17 protein-coding genes are annotated in these 16,017 nt (G+C 71.5%); 8 read left to right on the top strand and 9 right to left on the bottom strand.

All coding sequences use genetic code 11. The features are described 5' to 3' along the window. The first annotated feature begins 44 nt into the window (after positions 1-44). The 3 genes from ACWDX6_RS03010 to ACWDX6_RS03000 all read left to right on the top strand — a co-directional run bounded on the left by ACWDX6_RS03010 (position 45) and on the right by ACWDX6_RS03000 (position 3,413). Positions 45-290 (top strand): SCO4848 family membrane protein, encoded by a 246-nt coding sequence (locus ACWDX6_RS03010; RefSeq protein ID WP_451483185.1) that lies wholly within the window; start codon positions 45-47, stop codon positions 288-290. 12 nt (positions 291-302) lie between these two features. Further along, positions 303-1,667, top strand: coding sequence for a metallophosphoesterase (locus tag ACWDX6_RS03005; protein ID WP_451483184.1), 1,365 nt, complete (start codon positions 303-305; stop codon positions 1,665-1,667). Between the two features lie 186 nt (positions 1,668-1,853). Continuing rightward, positions 1,854-3,413, top strand: a complete 1,560-nt coding sequence (locus tag ACWDX6_RS03000; protein ID WP_451483183.1) for an ABC transporter substrate-binding protein — start codon at positions 1,854-1,856, stop codon at positions 3,411-3,413. 24 nt (positions 3,414-3,437) lie between these two features. Here ACWDX6_RS03000 and ACWDX6_RS02995 read toward each other — a convergent pair whose 3' ends face one another. Then, positions 3,438-4,304 (bottom strand): TetR family transcriptional regulator, encoded by an 867-nt coding sequence (locus tag ACWDX6_RS02995; protein WP_451483182.1) that lies wholly within the window; start codon positions 4,302-4,304, stop codon positions 3,438-3,440. A gap of 134 nt (positions 4,305-4,438) precedes the next feature. Here ACWDX6_RS02995 and ACWDX6_RS02990 point away from each other — a divergent pair, with 134 nt between their 5' ends. Next, positions 4,439-5,200 carry an alpha/beta fold hydrolase gene (locus ACWDX6_RS02990; protein ID WP_451483181.1) on the top strand — a complete coding sequence of 254 codons (762 nt, stop codon included), beginning with the start codon at positions 4,439-4,441 and terminating at the stop codon, positions 5,198-5,200. Here ACWDX6_RS02990 and ACWDX6_RS02985 read toward each other — a convergent pair. Then, a complete protein-coding gene (locus ACWDX6_RS02985; RefSeq protein ID WP_451483180.1) occupies positions 5,197-6,438 on the bottom strand; it encodes an MFS transporter in 1,242 nt (413 codons plus the stop codon). The two genes, ACWDX6_RS02990 and ACWDX6_RS02985, sit on opposite strands and share 4 nt — an antisense overlap. A gap of 86 nt (positions 6,439-6,524) precedes the next feature. On the opposite strand from ACWDX6_RS02985, the gene ACWDX6_RS02980 reads away from it, so the two are divergent. After that, positions 6,525-7,100, top strand: a complete 576-nt coding sequence (locus ACWDX6_RS02980; RefSeq protein ID WP_451483179.1) for a MarR family winged helix-turn-helix transcriptional regulator — start codon at positions 6,525-6,527, stop codon at positions 7,098-7,100. A gap of 47 nt (positions 7,101-7,147) precedes the next feature. Here the strand turns inward: ACWDX6_RS02980 and ACWDX6_RS02975 are convergent, their stop codons facing one another. The 6 genes from ACWDX6_RS02975 to ACWDX6_RS02950 all read right to left on the bottom strand — a co-directional run bounded on the left by ACWDX6_RS02975 (position 7,148) and on the right by ACWDX6_RS02950 (position 11,869). Next, complete coding sequence (locus tag ACWDX6_RS02975) at positions 7,148-7,657, bottom strand: hypothetical protein (protein WP_451483178.1); 510 nt, start codon at positions 7,655-7,657, stop codon at positions 7,148-7,150. Positions 7,658-7,760: 103 nt separating this feature from the next. Next, complete coding sequence (locus ACWDX6_RS02970) at positions 7,761-8,519, bottom strand: succinate dehydrogenase iron-sulfur subunit (protein ID WP_451483177.1); 759 nt, start codon at positions 8,517-8,519, stop codon at positions 7,761-7,763. Next, positions 8,519-10,273, bottom strand: coding sequence for a succinate dehydrogenase flavoprotein subunit (gene sdhA / locus ACWDX6_RS02965; RefSeq protein ID WP_392287908.1), 1,755 nt, complete (start codon positions 10,271-10,273; stop codon positions 8,519-8,521). The genes ACWDX6_RS02970 and sdhA overlap by 1 nt, the downstream gene beginning before the upstream one ends. A 24-nt stretch (positions 10,274-10,297) precedes the next feature. Next, positions 10,298-10,774, bottom strand: coding sequence for a succinate dehydrogenase hydrophobic membrane anchor subunit (locus ACWDX6_RS02960; RefSeq protein ID WP_451483176.1), 477 nt, complete (start codon positions 10,772-10,774; stop codon positions 10,298-10,300). Positions 10,775-10,782: 8 nt separating this feature from the next. Further along, positions 10,783-11,163: a succinate dehydrogenase, cytochrome b556 subunit gene (sdhC, locus tag ACWDX6_RS02955; protein WP_356885877.1), complete on the bottom strand. Its 381-nt coding sequence runs from the start codon at positions 11,161-11,163 to the stop codon at positions 10,783-10,785. Positions 11,164-11,335: 172 nt separating this feature from the next. Then, complete coding sequence (locus tag ACWDX6_RS02950; protein ID WP_451483245.1) at positions 11,336-11,869, bottom strand: 2-oxo-4-hydroxy-4-carboxy-5-ureidoimidazoline decarboxylase; 534 nt, start codon at positions 11,867-11,869, stop codon at positions 11,336-11,338. Between the two features lie 216 nt (positions 11,870-12,085). Between ACWDX6_RS02950 and ACWDX6_RS02945 the strand changes: the two genes are divergently transcribed. Together ACWDX6_RS02945 and ACWDX6_RS02940 are read left to right on the top strand one after the other, a co-directional pair. Then, on the top strand, positions 12,086-13,738 hold the full coding sequence (locus ACWDX6_RS02945; protein ID WP_451483175.1) for a beta-N-acetylhexosaminidase: 1,653 nt from the start codon (positions 12,086-12,088) through the stop codon (positions 13,736-13,738). Positions 13,739-13,901: 163 nt separating this feature from the next. Further along, positions 13,902-14,447 (top strand): hypothetical protein, encoded by a 546-nt coding sequence (locus ACWDX6_RS02940; RefSeq protein ID WP_451483174.1) that lies wholly within the window; start codon positions 13,902-13,904, stop codon positions 14,445-14,447. A 69-nt stretch (positions 14,448-14,516) separates the two neighbouring features. Here ACWDX6_RS02940 and ACWDX6_RS02935 read toward each other — a convergent pair whose 3' ends face one another. After that, positions 14,517-15,254 carry a Clp protease N-terminal domain-containing protein gene (locus ACWDX6_RS02935; RefSeq protein WP_451483173.1) on the bottom strand — a complete coding sequence of 246 codons (738 nt, stop codon included), beginning with the start codon at positions 15,252-15,254 and terminating at the stop codon, positions 14,517-14,519. 67 nt (positions 15,255-15,321) lie between these two features. Between ACWDX6_RS02935 and ACWDX6_RS02930 the strand changes: the two genes are divergently transcribed. Further along, the gene (locus tag ACWDX6_RS02930; protein WP_451483244.1) at positions 15,322-15,984 is read left to right on the top strand and encodes a hypothetical protein; all 663 of its coding nucleotides are present in this window, start codon (positions 15,322-15,324) and stop codon (positions 15,982-15,984) included. The last annotated feature ends 33 nt before the right edge of the window (positions 15,985-16,017 follow it).

Here is a 16,017-nt window from a genome sequence, read left to right as displayed (position 1 = left end):
CACCCGGACGCGGGGTCCGTGGGACGGGCGGTGATACTGGGGTCATGAAGCTCAGCCGGTCCGTCTCCTGGTTCCTGCTCGCGTTCGGGGTGTGGAGCTGGTTCATCTGGATCTCTTTCGTCAAGAACCTGTGGAACGACGGGAGCGGGCTCGCCTTCGACGACGCGGGCGATCCGACGGCCTACTTCTGGGTTCATCTGGTGCTCGCCATCACGTCCTTTGTCTTGGGGACGGTGGTCGGTGCGATCGGGTTGCGTGGCGTGCGCGCATTGCGGCGTGAACGCGGATAGGGGTCTCGGGGCGTGGTCGTCTTCCTGCTGGTTCTCGTGGTGGTCCTCGCCCTGCTGGGCGGGGTCCACTGGTACGTGTGGAGGCGCCTCGTCCGTGATGTGACGGCCCCCGGCGGCGTGGCGCGCCGCCTCGGCACGGCGGCGGCCTTCGTCCTCCCGCTCCTCTCGCTCACCGCCCTCACCTCCGCGCGGCTCGGGGCTCCGTTCTGGTTCCAGCAGGTGGTGGCCTGGCCCGGCTTCCTCTGGCTCGCGCTGCTGCTGTACGTGACGCTGGCCCTGGTGGCCGGTGAAGCGGTCCGGCCCCTCCTGCACCGCTGGACGGCCCGCCGGGCGACCGCGCCGGAGCCCGCCCCGCCCGCGACCGGCATTCGCACCGGAGCGGCTCCGGCGGCCCCTGCGGCCGCGGGAGCCAGGAGCGGCGCGGTCGTGACCGGCGCGACCGACGAGCGGTCCGGTACGACGGTCACGGTGACCGGGGAGCCGCGCCGCGGCTCCCCGACCGCCGAGGGCACTCCCCTCCCAGCCTCCGCCCCCGCCTCGGCTTCCGCCGTGTCACGGCGGCTGTTCGTGTCCCGGGTCGTCGGGGGCGCCGCCGCGGCCGCCGCCCTCGGAACCGTCGGCAACGGCGCCTACGGCGTGCTGCGCGGCCCCCGCGTCAAGCGGGTCACCGTGCCGCTCGCCAGGATCCCCCGGGCCGCGCACGGATACCGGATCGCCGTCGTGTCCGACGTCCACCTCGGGCCCATCCTCGGGCGCGCCCACACCCAGCGCATCGTCGACGCCGTCAACGCCACCCAGCCCGATCTGATCGCCGTCGTCGGTGACCTCGTCGACGGCACCGTGGAGAACCTCGGGTCCGCCGCCGAGCCGCTCGCCCGGCTCCGGGCCCGGCACGGCTCCTTCTTCGTGACCGGCAACCACGAGTACTTCTCCGGTGCCGACGCCTGGGTCGACCACGTCCGTGAGCTCGGACTGCGCCCCCTGCGCAACGAACGCGTCGAGATCGGCGCCGGCTTCGACCTCGCGGGCGTGGACGACATCGCCGGCGAGAGCGAGGGCCAGGGCCCCGACTTCGTCAGCGCCCTCGGCGACCGCGACCGCGCGAAGGCCGCCGTCCTGCTCGCGCACCAGCCGATCGTGGTCCACGACGCCGTCCGCCACGGCGTCGACCTCCAGCTCTCCGGCCACACCCACGGCGGTCAGCTCTGGCCCGGCAACGTCCTCGCGGAGCTGGCCAACCCGACGGTCGCGGGCCTCGAGCGGTACGGCGACACCCAGCTCTACGTCTCCCGTGGCGCGGGCGCCTGGGGACCCCCGGTCCGCGTCGGAGCGCCCTCCGACATCACCCTCGTACAGCTGGCGTCGAAGCAGGCATGACCCCGCGCGCCGCCGCGGTGACCGATACGTACTGGTCGGTCACCTGAAGGCTGATATCCCGGACATATGCGTGCGCGGTGAAGGTTTACTCTTCCACCAGTGAATTTCGTGTGATTGGGTGACGCCATCGCGGCATGGCCGGGCGCCGTCGCGACAGGGGTGGGCTCGACAAAAGGAAGCACGGCAATGCGGTCGACGGTCCGTCTGCGGATCCTCATCATGTGTGGAGTTCTGGTGGCCGCCGGGCTGGGGGGCTGGCAGCTTCTGCCGTCCGACGAGGAACGGACCGACGCCATCACCGTCGGCACCACCGACGAGGTCACGTCGCTGGATCCGGCAGGCGCCTACGACGCCGGGTCCTGGGCGCTGTACAGCAACGTGTTCCAGTCGCTGCTGACGTTCAGGACGGGCTTCACCACGCCCGTCCCGGACGCCGCCGAGAGCTGCAAGTTCGTCGGCGCGAAGCTCTCGACGTACCGCTGCGAACTCCGGGACGACCTCACCTTCGCCAACGGCCGCAAGGTCACCGCCCAGGACGTCGAGTACTCCTTCGAGCGGATGCTGAGGATCAAGACGGACGTCGGCCCCCAGCCGCTCTTCCCGACCCTGAAGGACGTCGTGGCCGAGGGCCGGACGGTCACCTTCCACCTCAGTGGCCGGGACGCGACCTTCCCGCTGAAGCTCGCCACGGGCGCCGGATCGATCGTCGACCGCAGCCAGTACCCGGCCGGCGCGCTGCGCGCGGGCAACACGGTCGACGGATCGGGGCCGTACGTCCTCAAGGAGTACAAGCCCGGTGAGAGCGCGCGGCTCGAACCCAACCCGCACTACAAGGGCGCGATTACCAAGACCGGCGGCCCGGTCGTCGTCAGGTACTTCAGCGCGTCCGAGCAGCTCGCCACCGCCTGGCGGAACAAGCAGGTCGACGTCACGCACCGGCAGATGCCGCCGAAGTTCCTCGCCGACCTGGGCAGCACCAAGGAGACCAGCGGCAGGATCACCGAGGCGGAGAGCCCCGAGATCCGGAACCTCAACTTCAATGTGCGCTCCGGGTCGCCGATGGCGGAGAAGGCGGTGCGGCAGGCCGTCGCCGCCGTCATCGACCGCCCCGCGATCGTCACCGGTGCCTACCAGGGCACCGTCGAGCCGCTGTACTCCCTCATCCCGCAGGGCTTCATCGGCCACAGCACCGCGTTCTACGACGCCTATCCGGACCCCTCCGCCAAGAAGGCCAAGAGCCTGCTGAGGAAAGCGGACGTCGAGACTCCGGTCGCCTTCACCCTCGGCTACCGCGCGGACGTCACCTACGCCGCCGAGGCCGCCGAGCTGAAGCGCCAGCTGGAGGCGACCGGTCTCTTCGAGGTCGAGGTCGTCGCCGCGGAGTGGAAGGACTTCCAGAAGGCGTACGCCAAGGGCGAGTACGACGCGTACACCGTCGGCTGGCTCCCCGACTTCCCCGACTCCGACAGCTTCACCGCCCCGCTCGTCGGCACCGGCAACACCCTGCACAACGGCTTCACGAGCCGGAAGGTCGACTCGCTGATCGCGGCGACGCAGCAGTACAGCGACCGGGGCGCCGCCAGCAACGACTTCGAGGCCATCCAGCTGGAGGTCGCCGAGGACGTCCCTCTGGTGCCGCTGTGGCAGAAGAAGGACTACGTACTGGCGACGGACGACGTGGCCGGCTCGCAGTACCTCACCGACGGCACGGGCATCTGGCGGCTCTGGGAACTCGACTGGCTCTAGCGAGCACGGGGGAAGGGCCTCCGCCTAGGCGGCGCCGCCCTCCCCGTCCTCCGCTCCGCGCGCCTTCCCGGTCGCCTTCCCGGGCTGTTTCGCGGACGCCTTCTTCGCCGCCGTCGACGGGGCCCGCTGGGGCTTGCCCGACGCGGCCATCCCCGCCGCCGTCGGCATGAAGTCGGCGAGCAGGTCGTGCGTCTCCCGGACGAGCGGCCGCAGCAGGCGGAAGCGGGAGAGCGAGATCGCGCGGGCGGTGACCGGGGCGAGCCGCTCGACGAGGCGCCGGCTGTTGGCGGCCCCCTCGGAGCGGTCGTACACCCAGAACAGCACCAGGCCCATGTGCTGGAGCCAGAGCAACCGCGGCAGCGGCTCGGCGAGTTCGGGGTCGACCTTCACCGACGCACCGGAGATGACCCGGCGGTGGACCTCGATCACGGCCTCGCGTGAGCCCTCCGACTCCGGGGAGAAGGGGCTGAGCGGGCTGTCCGGGTCGGCGGCGTTCTTGAAGAACTGGGCCGCGAACTCGTGGTACGGCTCGGCGATGTCGAGCCATGCGAGCAGGACCCCGCGGATACGGGCCGCGAGGTCCTTCTCGTCGCCGTCGAGGATCTCCCCGACCGCCGCCTGGTGCTCCTCGGCGATCCGGTCGTAGAAGCCCTGGACGAGGTGTTCCTTGGAGGAGAAGTAGTAGTACGCGTTGCCGACGGAGACCCCGGCCTCCTGGGCGATGGCCCGCATCGTCGTCTTGTCGTAACCGCGTTCCCTGAAGAGCCGGAGGGCCGTTTCGAGGATGAGGGTGCGGGTCTGCTCGCTCTTCGGCGGCCTGGCCGCCTCGGCCGGGGCGGGGACCTTGGTCCCGGCGGCCTCCGCGGGCTGCTCTTCCTTCACGTCCTTCACAGTGCCCGAGCCTAGCCGGGTACGCCGGGCGGCTCCCACCGGCCGTCCGACCGGGGCGGCCGCCGTCGCCCCGGTGCGCCGCGCGCCGGGAAAAGAGGAGGCGGCCGAGGTCGCGGCGGCCTAAGGTCGGGCGGATGACGCTCTCTCATGACCTGGCCGGCGAAGGCCCCTCCGCAGTCGTCCTCCTCCACTCCGGTGTCTGTGACCGACGGATGTGGGACGCGCAGTTCAAGGTCCTGGCCGACGCCGGACACCGGGTCGTGCGCTGCGACTTCCGCGGCTTCGGCGAGTCCCCGATCGACCGGCCGCACACCCACATCGAGGACCTGCGGGCCCTGCTCGACACCCTCGGCATCGACCGGGCCGCCCTGGTCGCCTCCTCCTTCGGCGGCCGGATCGCCCTGGAGTTCGCGGCCCGCCACGGCGACCGGGTCTCCGCGCTCGCGCTGCTCTGCCCGGGCGTGCCCGGCCAGGAGGCGAGCGCGGACCTGCGGGCCTGGGGCAAGCGGGAGGACGAACTGATCGAGTCCGGCGATCTCGACGGCGCCGTCGCGCTCAACGTCGACACCTGGCTCGGACCGGAGGCCGGGCCCGAGGCCCGCGAGCGGGTACGTGTGATGCAGCGGCGCGCCTTCGAGCTCCAACTCGCCGCGCCCGAGGAGTTCCATCCGGCCGACCCGGAGGTCCGCGAGCAGGAGCTGGCCGCAGTCGACGTGCCGTGCCTCGTCGTCACCGGCGCCCACGACGTCGCCGACTTCCGCGCCATCGGCCCCCGCCTCGCCGCCCTTCTCCCGGCCGCCCGCCACGTCGAACTGGAGTGGGCGGGCCACCTCCCCGCCCTGGAGCGCCCCGACGAGACGAGCGCCCTGCTGACCGCCTTCCTGGCCGCCCCCTAAGGCCTGTCCGGCGGTCGGCGGTCGGTGCCGAAGCGCCGCACCCCGGGCACCAGGGCCGTCGCCAGACAGCAGCAGCCGACGACCGCCGCCGCGGCGAAGAGCGGCACTTCCGGGCCCCAGGCGGAGGCCGCGATCGGTGCGAGGGCATAGCCCACCGGCATCGCGGCCAGGGAGAGCAGCCAGTCGTAGGAGGTCACCCGGGCCAGGGCGTGGGCCGGGACCGCCTGCTGGACGGCGGTCTGCCAGACCGGGGAGAGGAACCCCAGACCCGCCTGGGCGATCCCGTACGCGACGATGGTCACCGGTGCCGGGACCGGCAGGGCCAGGAGCAGCAGCGGCAGGGCGTACGTGGCGAGGCCGAGGTTCGCCGTCAGGACCGGACGCTTGGGGCGCACCCGGTCGGCGGCCAGCGCGCCGATGAGCACGCCCACCGCGCCGACCTGGAGGAAGAGCAACCACGTGGCGCTGCCGCCCAGCCGGGTGAGGGCGATGACGGGGCCGAGCGTCATCAGGACGGCGGCGGCGCCGTTCCAGGCGCTGTGGGCGACGAGGCTGGTCCAGTACCAGTCGCGGGAGCGGACCTCCTGCCAGCCCTCCCTGAGGTCGGCCCGCAGGGAGCGGCGGGGAATCGGCACCCGCTTCACCCGTACGGCGCCCAGCAGGGCCGCGCTGAGCGCGAAGGTGGCCGCGTCCAGGACGAAGGCCCAGCCCGGTCCGACGGTCAGGATCAGGGTGCCGGCGAGGGCGGGGCCGCCGACGCGGGTGGCGCTCTGGGCGACGCTCATCGCGGCGTTGGCGCGCTGGAGCGCCTCGGGGGCCACCGTTCCCTTGATCAGGGGCGAGACCGTGGGCATGGCGAAGGCTCCGGCCGCGCCCCCGACCACCTCGACGCAGGCGATGACCCAGAGGGTCGGCTCACCGCTCAGCAGCTGTACGCCCACCAGGAGTTGGGTGACGCAGCGGACGAGATCGGTGGTCAGGGCCACCGTACGGGCGTTGAAGCGGTCGCCGACGACGCCGCCCAGGGGCAGCAGGAGCAGCTTGGGGACCATGGCGCAGGCCAGCACGAGGGCGAGCGCGGAGGTGGACCCGGTGGCCTCCCAGACGGCGATGGCCAGGGCGGCGGGGATGGCGGCGTCCCCGAGGAGGGAGAGGGTGCGGCCGGTGAGCAGCAGCCGGAAGGAGCGGCTGCGCAGCGGGTGGGGGACGGGAGCGGTGTCGGAGAGCGCGGCGGGCATGCCGCCAATGTAATTCGGTACCGAATAATTCGGCAACGAAATATTCGGAAACGAAGAGACCTGCCCCCGGGACGTACCATCGCCCCATGGAGCCGACAGAGCCCCCGCAGCCCACCGAGTCCCCGCGGCCCGCCCGGCCGGCCGAGCCGGCGCGGCGTGACTGGACCGACGAGCACGTGGCGCGCTGGCAGCCCGTCCTGCCCGGTCTCGACCCCGTCGTCGAAGGCGCGGTCACCCGGATGAAGAAGCTCTCGGTCCATCTGCGCCGGGTGCGGGAGCAGTCCCTCCTCGACTTCGACCTGGAACGCCACGAGTTCGACACCCTGCACAAGCTCGCCGGCCGCGGCGGCAGCGCCGCCCCTTCCGAGCTCGCCAAGGACCTCGACCTCGCCCCCGCCTCGGTCACCGGCCGCCTCGACGCCCTGGAGCGGCGCGGATTCATCCGCCGTACGCAGTCCACGACCGACCGCCGCCGGGTCGTCGTCGAACTCACCGCCTCCGGCCGCGAGACATGGCTCGGCGCGATGGACGTCCTCGGCCACGAGGAGTACCGGCTGCTCGGCGTCCTCGACGAGGACGAGCGCGTCCGGCTCAACGACATGCTCCGGCGGATCATGGTGGTGGCCGAGGAGCCCGGCGGCACGGAGGCCTGGCACGGCTGAGCCGCCCCGGCCCGCGCCGTGCGCCGCCGGCCTCGTGTCCTACCGGCTCACATGCTCAGCGAGCGCGCGTAGTTGAGCTGGCCCATCACCCAGTGGATGGTGTCGGGGCCGGTCGCCGGGATCATCGTGGAGTGGTGCCGGCCGCCGCTGGTCACGGTGACCTGGATGAAGCCGGTCGTCTGCTTCTCCTTCATCAGCAGGAAGAGCAGGCCGAGCAGGCAGAAGATGAAGAAGATGATGGCCAGCACGATCGCGGCGGCCGGGACCTTCTCCTCCGTCCGGGACATGTCCATCGCGTTCCACACCGCGCCCTTGAGCGGCATCGCCCCGGCGGGCGTGATGATCTGGTCGCCGACGACGGTGATGTCACCGAGGCTCAGCAGCGGTGCCCCGCCCTGCGCCATGGGCGGATACTGCGGCGGCACCGGTACGCCCGGAAGCGTCGGCTGGTACGCGGGCCCCGACCCCGCCTGCGGATATCCGTACCCGGGCGCACCCGCCTGCTGTTCGGGCCCCCATGTGTAGTCACCGTCCGCGTAAGGGTTCGGCTCGCTCATCAATCCCCGCTCTCCCCGAAGTGATCCGGTCCTCTGGAAAGGCCAGAAGGCCCGTTCCCGCACGCCGCAGCGTACAGAAACGGGCCTTCGGCCGTGCGACCGGTCAGAAACGGCGCGTGATCAGCGCGCGCTTGACTTCCTGGATCGCCTTGGTGACCTCGATGCCACGCGGGCACGCGTCGGTGCAGTTGAAGGTCGTGCGGCAACGCCACACGCCGTCCTTGTCGTTCAGGATCTCCAGGCGCTGCTCGCCCGCCTCGTCACGCGAGTCGAAGATGAAGCGGTGCGCGTTGACGATCGCGGCAGGACCGAAGTACTGCCCGTCGTTCCAGAAGACCGGGCAGGACGAGGTGCACGCGGCGCACAGGATGCACTTGGTGGTGTCGTCGAACCGCTCGCGGTCCTCGGCCGACTGCAGACGCTCACGCGTCGGCTCGTTGCCCTTGGTGACCAGGAACGGCATGACGTCCCGGTACGCCTGGAAGAACGGCTCCATGTCGACCACGAGGTCCTTGAGGACCGTGAGGCCCTTTATGGCCTCGACCGTGATCGGCTTCTCCGGGTTGATGTCCTTGATCAGCGTCTTGCAGGCGAGCCTGTTCTTGCCGTTGATCCGCATCGCGTCGGAGCCGCAGATGCCGTGCGCGCAGGAGCGCCGGAAGGTGAGCGAGCCGTCGACATCCCACTTGATCTTGTGGAGGGCGTCGAGCACGCGCTCCTTGGGGTCGATCTCGATCTGGAAGTCCTCCCAGACCGCCGCGTCCGAGATCTCGGGGTTGAAGCGGCGGATCCGGAAGGTGGCCGTGATGTACGGCGAGGCGGCGGAGTCCTTCTCCGCCTTGTCGAGCACGGGGGTAGCCATCAGTACTTACGCTCCATCGGCTGGTAGCGGGTCTGGACGACGGGCTTGTAGTCGAGACGCACGGTCTCGGAGCCGTCGGCGCCGACCTCGCGGTACGCCATGGTGTGGCGCATGAAGTTGACGTCGTCGCGGTTGGGGTAGTCCTCGCGGTAGTGACCGCCGCGGGACTCCTTGCGCGCCAGGGCCGAGACGGCCATGACCTCGGCCAGGTCGAGCAGGTTGCCCAGCTCGATGGCCTCCAGGAGGTCCGTGTTGAAGCGCTTGCCCTTGTCCTGGATGGACACGTTCAGGTAGCGCTCGCGCAGTTCGGCGATCTTCTCGACCGCCGTCTTGATGGTCTGCTCGGTACGGAACACCATCACGTTGGCGTCCATCGTCTCCTGCAGCTCCTTGCGGAGGACGGAGACCCGCTCCGTACCCGTGGAGTTGCGCAGCCGCTCGACCTGCTCGGCGACGAACGCCGCCGGGTTCTCGGGCAGCTCGACGTAGTCCGACTTCGCCGAGTACTCGGCGGCGGCGATGCCGGCCCGCTTGCCGAAGACGTTGATGTCCAGGAGCGAGTTGGTGCCCAGGCGGTTGGCGCCGTGCACGGAGACACAGGCGACCTCGCCCGCCGCGTACAGACCCGGGACGACGGTGGTGTTGTCGCTGAGGACCTCACCCATCACGTTGGTCGGGATGCCGCCCATGGCGTAGTGCGCGGTCGGCTGGATCGGGATCGGGTCCGTGTAGGGCTCGATGCCGAGGTACGTCCGCGCGAACTCGGTGATGTCCGGGAGCTTGGCGTCGAGCTGCTCCGGCGGAAGGTGCGTCAGGTCGAGGTAGACGTGGTCGCCCTCGGGACCGCAGCCGCGGCCCTCGCGGATCTCCGTGTAGATGGAGCGCGAGACGACGTCACGGGACGCGAGGTCCTTCATGACCGGCGCGTACTTCTCCATGAAGCGCTCGCCGTCCTTGTTGCGCAGGATGCCGCCCTCACCGCGGGCGCCCTCCGTCAGCAGGATGCCCATGCGCCAGATGCCCGTCGGGTGGAACTGGAAGAACTCCATGTCCTCCAGGGGCAGGCCGCGGCGGTAGCAGGCGGCCTGGCCGTCACCGGTCAGGGTGTGGGCGTTCGACGTCACCTTGAAGAACTTGCCGGTGCCGCCGGAGGCGTAGATGACGGCCTTCGCCTGGAAGATGTGGATCTCGCCGGTGGCCAGCTCGTAGGCGACCACACCGGCGGACTTCTTGACGCCGTCCACCTCGGTGATCAGCTGGTCCAGGACGTAGAACTCGTTGAAGAACTCCACGCCCTCCTTGACGCAGTTCTGGTACAGCGTCTGGAGGATCATGTGGCCGGTGCGGTCCGCGGCGTAGCAGGACCGGCGGACCGGGGCCTCGCCGTGGTTGCGGGAGTGGCCGCCGAAGCGGCGCTGGTCGATGGTGCCGTCCGGGGTCCGGTTGAACGGCAGGCCCATCTTCTCCAGGTCGAGGACGGCGTCGATGGCCTCCTTCGCCAGGATCTCGGCGGCGTCCTGGTCGACCAGGTAGTCACCGCCCTTGACCGTGTCGAAGGTGTGCCACTCCCAGTTGTCCTCCTCCACGTTGGCGAGCGCGGCGGCCATGCCGCCCTGCGCGGCGCCCGTGTGGGAGCGGGTGGGGTAGAGCTTCGTCAGCACGGCGGTGCGGCTGCGCTTCGTCGCCTCGATGGCGGCGCGCATGCCGGCGCCACCGGCGCCGACGATGACGGTGTCGTACTTGTGGATCTTCATGAGTGGATTACCTCAGCCCCGTGCCTAGCGGATGTTCGGGTCGAAGGTGAAGATCACCAGCGTGCCCAGAAGGATGGTGAACACCGTGGCGGTGTACAGCAGGCCCTTGAGCCACAGGCGCGTGTTGGCACGCTCCGCGTAGTCGTTGATGACCGTGCGGAGGCCGTTGGCGCCGTGGAGCATGGCCAGCCACAGCATCAGCAGGTCCCAGACCTGCCAGAACGGGGACGCCCAGCGGCCGGCCACGAAGGCGAAGCCGATCTTGGAGACGCCGCCGTCCAGGAAGAGCTGGATCAGCAGGTGGCCGAGGACGAGGACGACGAGGACGATGCCGGACAGGCGCATGAAGAGCCATGCGGCCATCTCGAAGTTGCCGCGGGTCGCCCGCGGGGTCCTGCCCGTGCGCTTGCGGGGAGCCTCGATGTACGGCGCGGGGTTGTCCACGTCGTAGTGGGCACCGCCCTCGACGGGACCGATAGCGGTAGAGGTGTCAGCAGACATGTCTGGCGTCAGCTCCCGAACAGTTCACGTGCGGCGTGGCCGAGGATGGGGTACAGGGAGCCCGCCATCAGCACGACCCAGATGCCCACGACGGTCCAGAGCATCTGCTTCTGGTAGCGCGGGCCCTTGGACCAGAAGTCCACGGCGATGACGCGAAGGCCGTTGAGCGCGTGGAAGAGGATGGCGGCCACGAGGCCGTACTCAAGGAGTGCGACGAGCGGCGTCTTGTACGTGGCGACGACTTCGTCATAGGCCTCGGGGGAGACGCGGACGAGAGCGGTGTCCAGCACGTGTACGAACAGGAAGAAGAAGATGAGGACGCCGGTGACTCGATGAGCCACCCAGGACCACATTCCTTCCCGGCCGCGGTACAGCGTTCCAGCCGGCACGGAAAAACCCTCCGGGAGCGGGGATCAGGGTCGGCCGGCTTCAGTGTCGGTCTGACCCGGCCGGGTACGGTCCACCGGCCCTGGTCATCGTAGCGACGAGTTGTCGGTTCGCTCGCGCGGGGTCCATAGGTGTGATCAAACAGGCACGGACGGGCTATCACACATGCCCGGATCACCGCATTCCGGACAGATTCTGTCGGGACACCAGGTGGACGAGGCGCGTACGGGTGAGTCGGCGCAGTTCGTCGGCGGTGATCGCCCGCTCCTCGTCCGGTTCGTTGCCGAGCCGGGACCGCAGGGCGGCGAGCACCTGGTCCAGCCGCTCGCCCGGCCTCACCCCGTCGAGACTGATCACGAACGCGTGTCCGAATCGGCTCTCGTACGCGGCGTGGGCGGCCCGCAGGGCGGTGAGCGCGGCCGCCGGGGCGTGCGGGTGCAGCGCGGCGGAGGCGGCCGAGGACTCCTGGGCCAGCGCCTCGTCGAGATCGGCCGCGGACAGGTCGTAGCCCGCCTCGTCGGCGGCGGCGAGCAGGGCGTCGACCGTCGGATACGGACGGTGCGCGGCCACCCGTTCGGCCCAACGGCGGCTGGCGCAGCAACCGAGCAGCAGCTCCTCGGCCGGACCGGGCGCGGCGGCGTTGAAACGCGCGAGTCCGGTGAGGTGCCGGTGACCGCCCTGCGGAGCGGGTATGGCGGGGGAGCCCAGGTTCCGTGAGGGGGCGTGGGTGTCGCTGGTCAGCGTGGGCTCCGGGAAGGGTGGGGTGAATGTGGCGCAACGGTATCGACGGGAAGGGGTAGCTGTCCGACGGATGCGCGAATTTCACCCGGAAGGGAGAGTTTGGGATACGGCAGTGGACGTACGTGCCCGGGCTCCACGCCCCCGAATGGCCCCACTCCGTTCCCCGAGGGAGGATTCCGAGTGATGCGGTACTCCATACGTGGGTCCCACAGGGGCCCGGCTCTGCTCGCGGCCGCGGTGGTCTGGATCACCGTCGCCGCCTGTGCCGGCGGGTCGCCGGAAGGTTCCGCGGGGACCGTCTCCGGCCCCCGCACGCCGCCCTCCGCGGTCGGCGCGCCGACCACCGGGCCGCCGACCACCGGTACGGGTACGGCTCCGAGCCCCACGCCCACCCCGACCCCCACCCGGACGTACCCGCTCTCGACGGCGCCGCTCACCGTGCCCGCCGTCCGCTCGCACGAGGCCGCCCGCGGCCCCGGCTGGCGGCCCGCGCCCGGCGCCGGTGTCGTCGTCGCCCGGGGCAGCGAGGGCCTCGCCGACGAGGCGCGGCTGCTCGCCGGAGAGCTCAGGATCCAGTACCGCGGGGCCGTCGCCGCCCGCGCGGGCGATGTCGAGCTGGCGCTCGGCGGGAACGGCGCCGCCGAGTCGTACACCCTGACGACCCGCGACAACCGGGTCCGGATCACCGGCCCGGACCAGGCCGGGGTCTTCTACGGCACCCGCACCCTCAAGCAGTCGGTGCGGGGCTCGGGCGCCATGCCGGAGGGCGTGGTGAAGGACCGGCCGGCGAAACCGCAGCGCGGCCTCCAGGTCGACACCGCGCGCAAGCACTTCACCGCGGGCTGGATCGAGGACCGGCTGCGGGAGATGGCGGACCTCAAGCTCAACCAGTTCGGGCTGCACTTCGCCGACGACCAGGGCTTCCGGATCGCCTCCGACAGCCACCCCGAGATCGTCTCCGCCCAGCACCTCACCAAGGCCGAGGTGCGCCGGATCATCGCGCTCGCCCGGAGCCTGCACATCACGGTCGTACCGGAGGTCGACTCGCCCGGACACCTCGGCGCGGTCCTGCGGGCCCACCCGGACCTCCAGCTGCGCAACGTCCAGGGCACCCCGAGGCAGGGGGCGATCGACATCTCCAAGCCCGGGTCGGCGCGGATCGTGGACGATCTGCTGCGCGAGTACGCGCAGCTGTTCCCCGGCCGGTGGTTCCACCTGGGCGCGGACGAGTACCAGGCGCTGACGGTGCGCGACCCGGCCGCCTCGTACCCGCAGCTCGCGCGGGCCGCGCGGGAGAAGTACGGCGCGTCGGCAGGGGTGCAGGACCTGGCGGAGGGCTGGCTCAACGACCGCGCGGCCACCGTGCGCGCGGCGGGCAAGACGGCCAAGGCGTGGAACGACGGCTTCTTCCGTGGCGGGGTCGTCCACGCCGACCAGCGCATCGAGGTCGAGTACTGGACCGGCAAGGAGATCGGCGCCCGGCCGCCGGCCGAGTACCTGGCCGAGGGCCGCAAGGTCGTGAACCTCAACGACGAGTTCCTCTACTACGTCCTCGGTGAGCCGAACCAGTTCACGTACCCCACGGGCCGCCGCATCTACGAGCAGTGGACGCCCCTGGTGCTGCGCGGCACGACCCCGGTGCCGGCGCGGTACGGACCCCAGATCCTGGGCGGCCGGTTCGCGGTCTGGTGCGACCTGTCGGGCGCGCAGACGCAGGCGCAGGTGGCGGACGGGATACGGATGCCGCTGGCGGCGACGGCGCAGAAGCTGTGGGACGACCGTGACCCGGCGATGACGTGGGAGCGGTTCCGGGCGCTGGCGGGCGAGGTGCGCTGACCGGAGGGAGCGGGTGAGGGGGAGCGCCTGCTCGCCCCGTAGGACTCCCGTCCGCACTCTATGCAGCACGCGAAGGCGGCTGGCATGATTCCGGCCGCGCAGTGACGTAATCGCGCCAGGCGGCGCAGTAAGGGGAGTACTGCGTCCGCAACGGGAGGCCTCCATGAGCCTGCTGGAACTGATCGACCGGGCCGACGAGCGGAGTCTGGCGGCTGCCGGGCTCGCCTGCCTGGACCGCTGCCTGCCGCTGCTCGCCCCCCAGGGCGGAGAGGTGCTGCGGCCTGTCTGGGCGGCGGTCGCGCGCGGCGACGGCGGAGCCTGGGGCGAGGCGATGGCCAAGGCCCGGGTCGAGCTGGACGCCGCCGCCGACGACGAGGCGGCCGGGCTGGTACGCGGGATGCTGGACGCCGCGCCCGCCGAGTGGGCCGAGGGGCCGCTGCGGGAGTGGGCCTCCGGGTGTTCCGTCACCGCGCTGGCCCTGCACGGCCGGTACGACGCGGGCGAGGTCACCGACGAGTCGATCGCGCGCTGCCGGGCCGGGGACGGGGCCGGATCCGGCCCGCTGGTCGCCGGTGAGCTGCGCCGGCAGGAGGCCGTCCTGGAATCGGTCGCCCATGGCCCGACCGGACTGCGCCGGGCCCGCGAACTCTCCACGGAGGGCGGCCGGGTGCTCCGGGCCGTCGTCTCACGCCGGGCGCGCACGGCCTGACGCGGTTCCCGCCGGCGCGGCGAGGCGAGGCGTGGTGGCCGGGCACCCCGATGGGCGCCCGGCCGGCGGTCATGCCTCCTGGCCCGGCAGCGAGACCGACGCGATCAGCTCCGCGATGTCCCGCTCCGCCGTCGCCTTGTCGAGGCCGAGGCCCGTCAGGACCCCCTTGCCGTCCTCGAACTCCAGCAGCGCCAGCAGGATGTGCTCGGTGCCGACGTAGTTGTGCCCGAGGCGCAGGGCCTCCCGGAACGTCAGCTCCAGTACCTTCTTCGCCCCCGCGTCGTACGGGATGAGCGACGGCACGTCCTCGACCGCCGGGGGCAGCGTCGCCGTGACGGCCTCGCGCAGCTGCTCCGGGGTCACGCCCCGCGAGGTGATCCAGTGGACGGCGATTCCCTCGGGTTCGGCGAGGAGGCCGAGGGCGAGATGGCCGGGGAGCGTCTCGGCGTTGTGGGCGGCCGCGGCCTCGTTGTGGGCGGCCATGACGACGTTCCTCGCCCGGGGGGTGAACCGGCCGAAGCCCTCACCCGGGTCGAGCGCGGCCGCGTCGGGGTCCTTGGGGACGAAGCGCTTCTGGGCCGCCTGCCGGGTGACGCCCATGCTCCGGCCGATGTCGGTCCAGGAGGCGCCCGAACGCCGGGCCTGGTCGACGAAGTGGCCGATGAGGTGGTCCGCCACGTCGCCGAGATGGTCCGCCGCGATGACCGCGTCGGAGAGCTGGTCGAGCGCGTCCGTGTGGACCTTCTTGATCGCTTCGATGAGGTCGTCGAGCCGGACGGGAGGGGTCATGCCGACTGGTTTCGTCATGGGTGCAACCCTAGGTTGACAGTGCCCGAGGTGTCAACCGTCAGTTGACAGTTCGATGCTCGTCATGATGATCGCCATGGCGACGCCCGAGCACGCCACGGCCGCGGACGACCTCCAGCACGCCGTCCGCCTCGCCCTCACCACCCTGCGCGGCGCCTCGACCGGCACCGTCGCCGCCGAATGGCACCGGCCCGCCGGGGCCCTGACCTGGAGCTGCTGGGAGACGGCCGAACACCTGGCCGACGACCTGTTCGCCTACGCGGCCCAGATCGGCCCGGAGACACCGCCGCTCGACAAGGAGGTGCCCTTCCGCTGGGAGCGGCGGAGGGAGGGCGGCCCGGCCAACGTCACCTACGCCGACCCCGCCGCCGGCGTCACCGGCCTCCTGCAGGTCCTGGAGTCCTGCGGCGCGATGCTGGCGGCCCTGGTGCGCACGGCCCCGGCCGACCGGCGCGCGTACCACTGCTTCGGGATCGCCGACGCGGCCGGTTTCGCGGCCATGGGCATCGTCGAAGTGCTCGTCCACACCCATGACATCGCCCGTGGGCTGGGCGTTCCGTGGAACCCGCCGGCCGGCCTGTGCGACCGGGTCCTCGTCCGGCTCTTCCCGGACGCGCCGACGGACACGGAGCGCTGGCCGACCCTGCTGTGGGCGACCGGCAGGGGCGGACTCCCCGGGCGGGAGCGGCTCACCTCATGGCGCTGGTACGCCGGGGTCCCCGGGGCGTGAAGGCCGCACGGCGGCCGGAAAGGCCGAAAGGTC

The organism is Streptomyces sp. NPDC003027, from assembly GCF_053591435.1.
This window is presented reverse-complemented; position numbering and strand designations above follow the sequence as displayed.

What these genes read in the sequence shown, in the direction of transcription:
- ACWDX6_RS02985 (WP_451483180.1), bottom strand. Translation starts at nt 6,438, where the DNA reads ATGCCCGCCGCGCTCTCCGACACCGCTCCCGTCCCCCACCCGCTGCGC.
- ACWDX6_RS02940 (WP_451483174.1), top strand. Translation starts at nt 13,902, where the DNA reads ATGAGCCTGCTGGAACTGATCGACCGGGCCGACGAGCGGAGTCTGGCG.
- ACWDX6_RS02980 (WP_451483179.1), top strand. Translation starts at nt 6,525, where the DNA reads ATGGAGCCGACAGAGCCCCCGCAGCCCACCGAGTCCCCGCGGCCCGCC.
- ACWDX6_RS02960 (WP_451483176.1), bottom strand. Translation starts at nt 10,774, where the DNA reads ATGTCTGCTGACACCTCTACCGCTATCGGTCCCGTCGAGGGCGGTGCC.
- ACWDX6_RS03000 (WP_451483183.1), top strand. Translation starts at nt 1,854, where the DNA reads ATGCGGTCGACGGTCCGTCTGCGGATCCTCATCATGTGTGGAGTTCTG.
- ACWDX6_RS03010 (WP_451483185.1), top strand. Translation starts at nt 45, where the DNA reads ATGAAGCTCAGCCGGTCCGTCTCCTGGTTCCTGCTCGCGTTCGGGGTG.
- ACWDX6_RS02975 (WP_451483178.1), bottom strand. Translation starts at nt 7,657, where the DNA reads ATGAGCGAGCCGAACCCTTACGCGGACGGTGACTACACATGGGGGCCC.
- ACWDX6_RS02935 (WP_451483173.1), bottom strand. Translation starts at nt 15,254, where the DNA reads ATGACGAAACCAGTCGGCATGACCCCTCCCGTCCGGCTCGACGACCTC.
- ACWDX6_RS02990 (WP_451483181.1), top strand. Translation starts at nt 4,439, where the DNA reads ATGACGCTCTCTCATGACCTGGCCGGCGAAGGCCCCTCCGCAGTCGTC.
- ACWDX6_RS02970 (WP_451483177.1), bottom strand. Translation starts at nt 8,519, where the DNA reads ATGGCTACCCCCGTGCTCGACAAGGCGGAGAAGGACTCCGCCGCCTCG.
- ACWDX6_RS02945 (WP_451483175.1), top strand. Translation starts at nt 12,086, where the DNA reads ATGCGGTACTCCATACGTGGGTCCCACAGGGGCCCGGCTCTGCTCGCG.
- ACWDX6_RS02930 (WP_451483244.1), top strand. Translation starts at nt 15,322, where the DNA reads ATGATCGCCATGGCGACGCCCGAGCACGCCACGGCCGCGGACGACCTC.
- sdhA (WP_392287908.1), bottom strand. Translation starts at nt 10,273, where the DNA reads ATGAAGATCCACAAGTACGACACCGTCATCGTCGGCGCCGGTGGCGCC.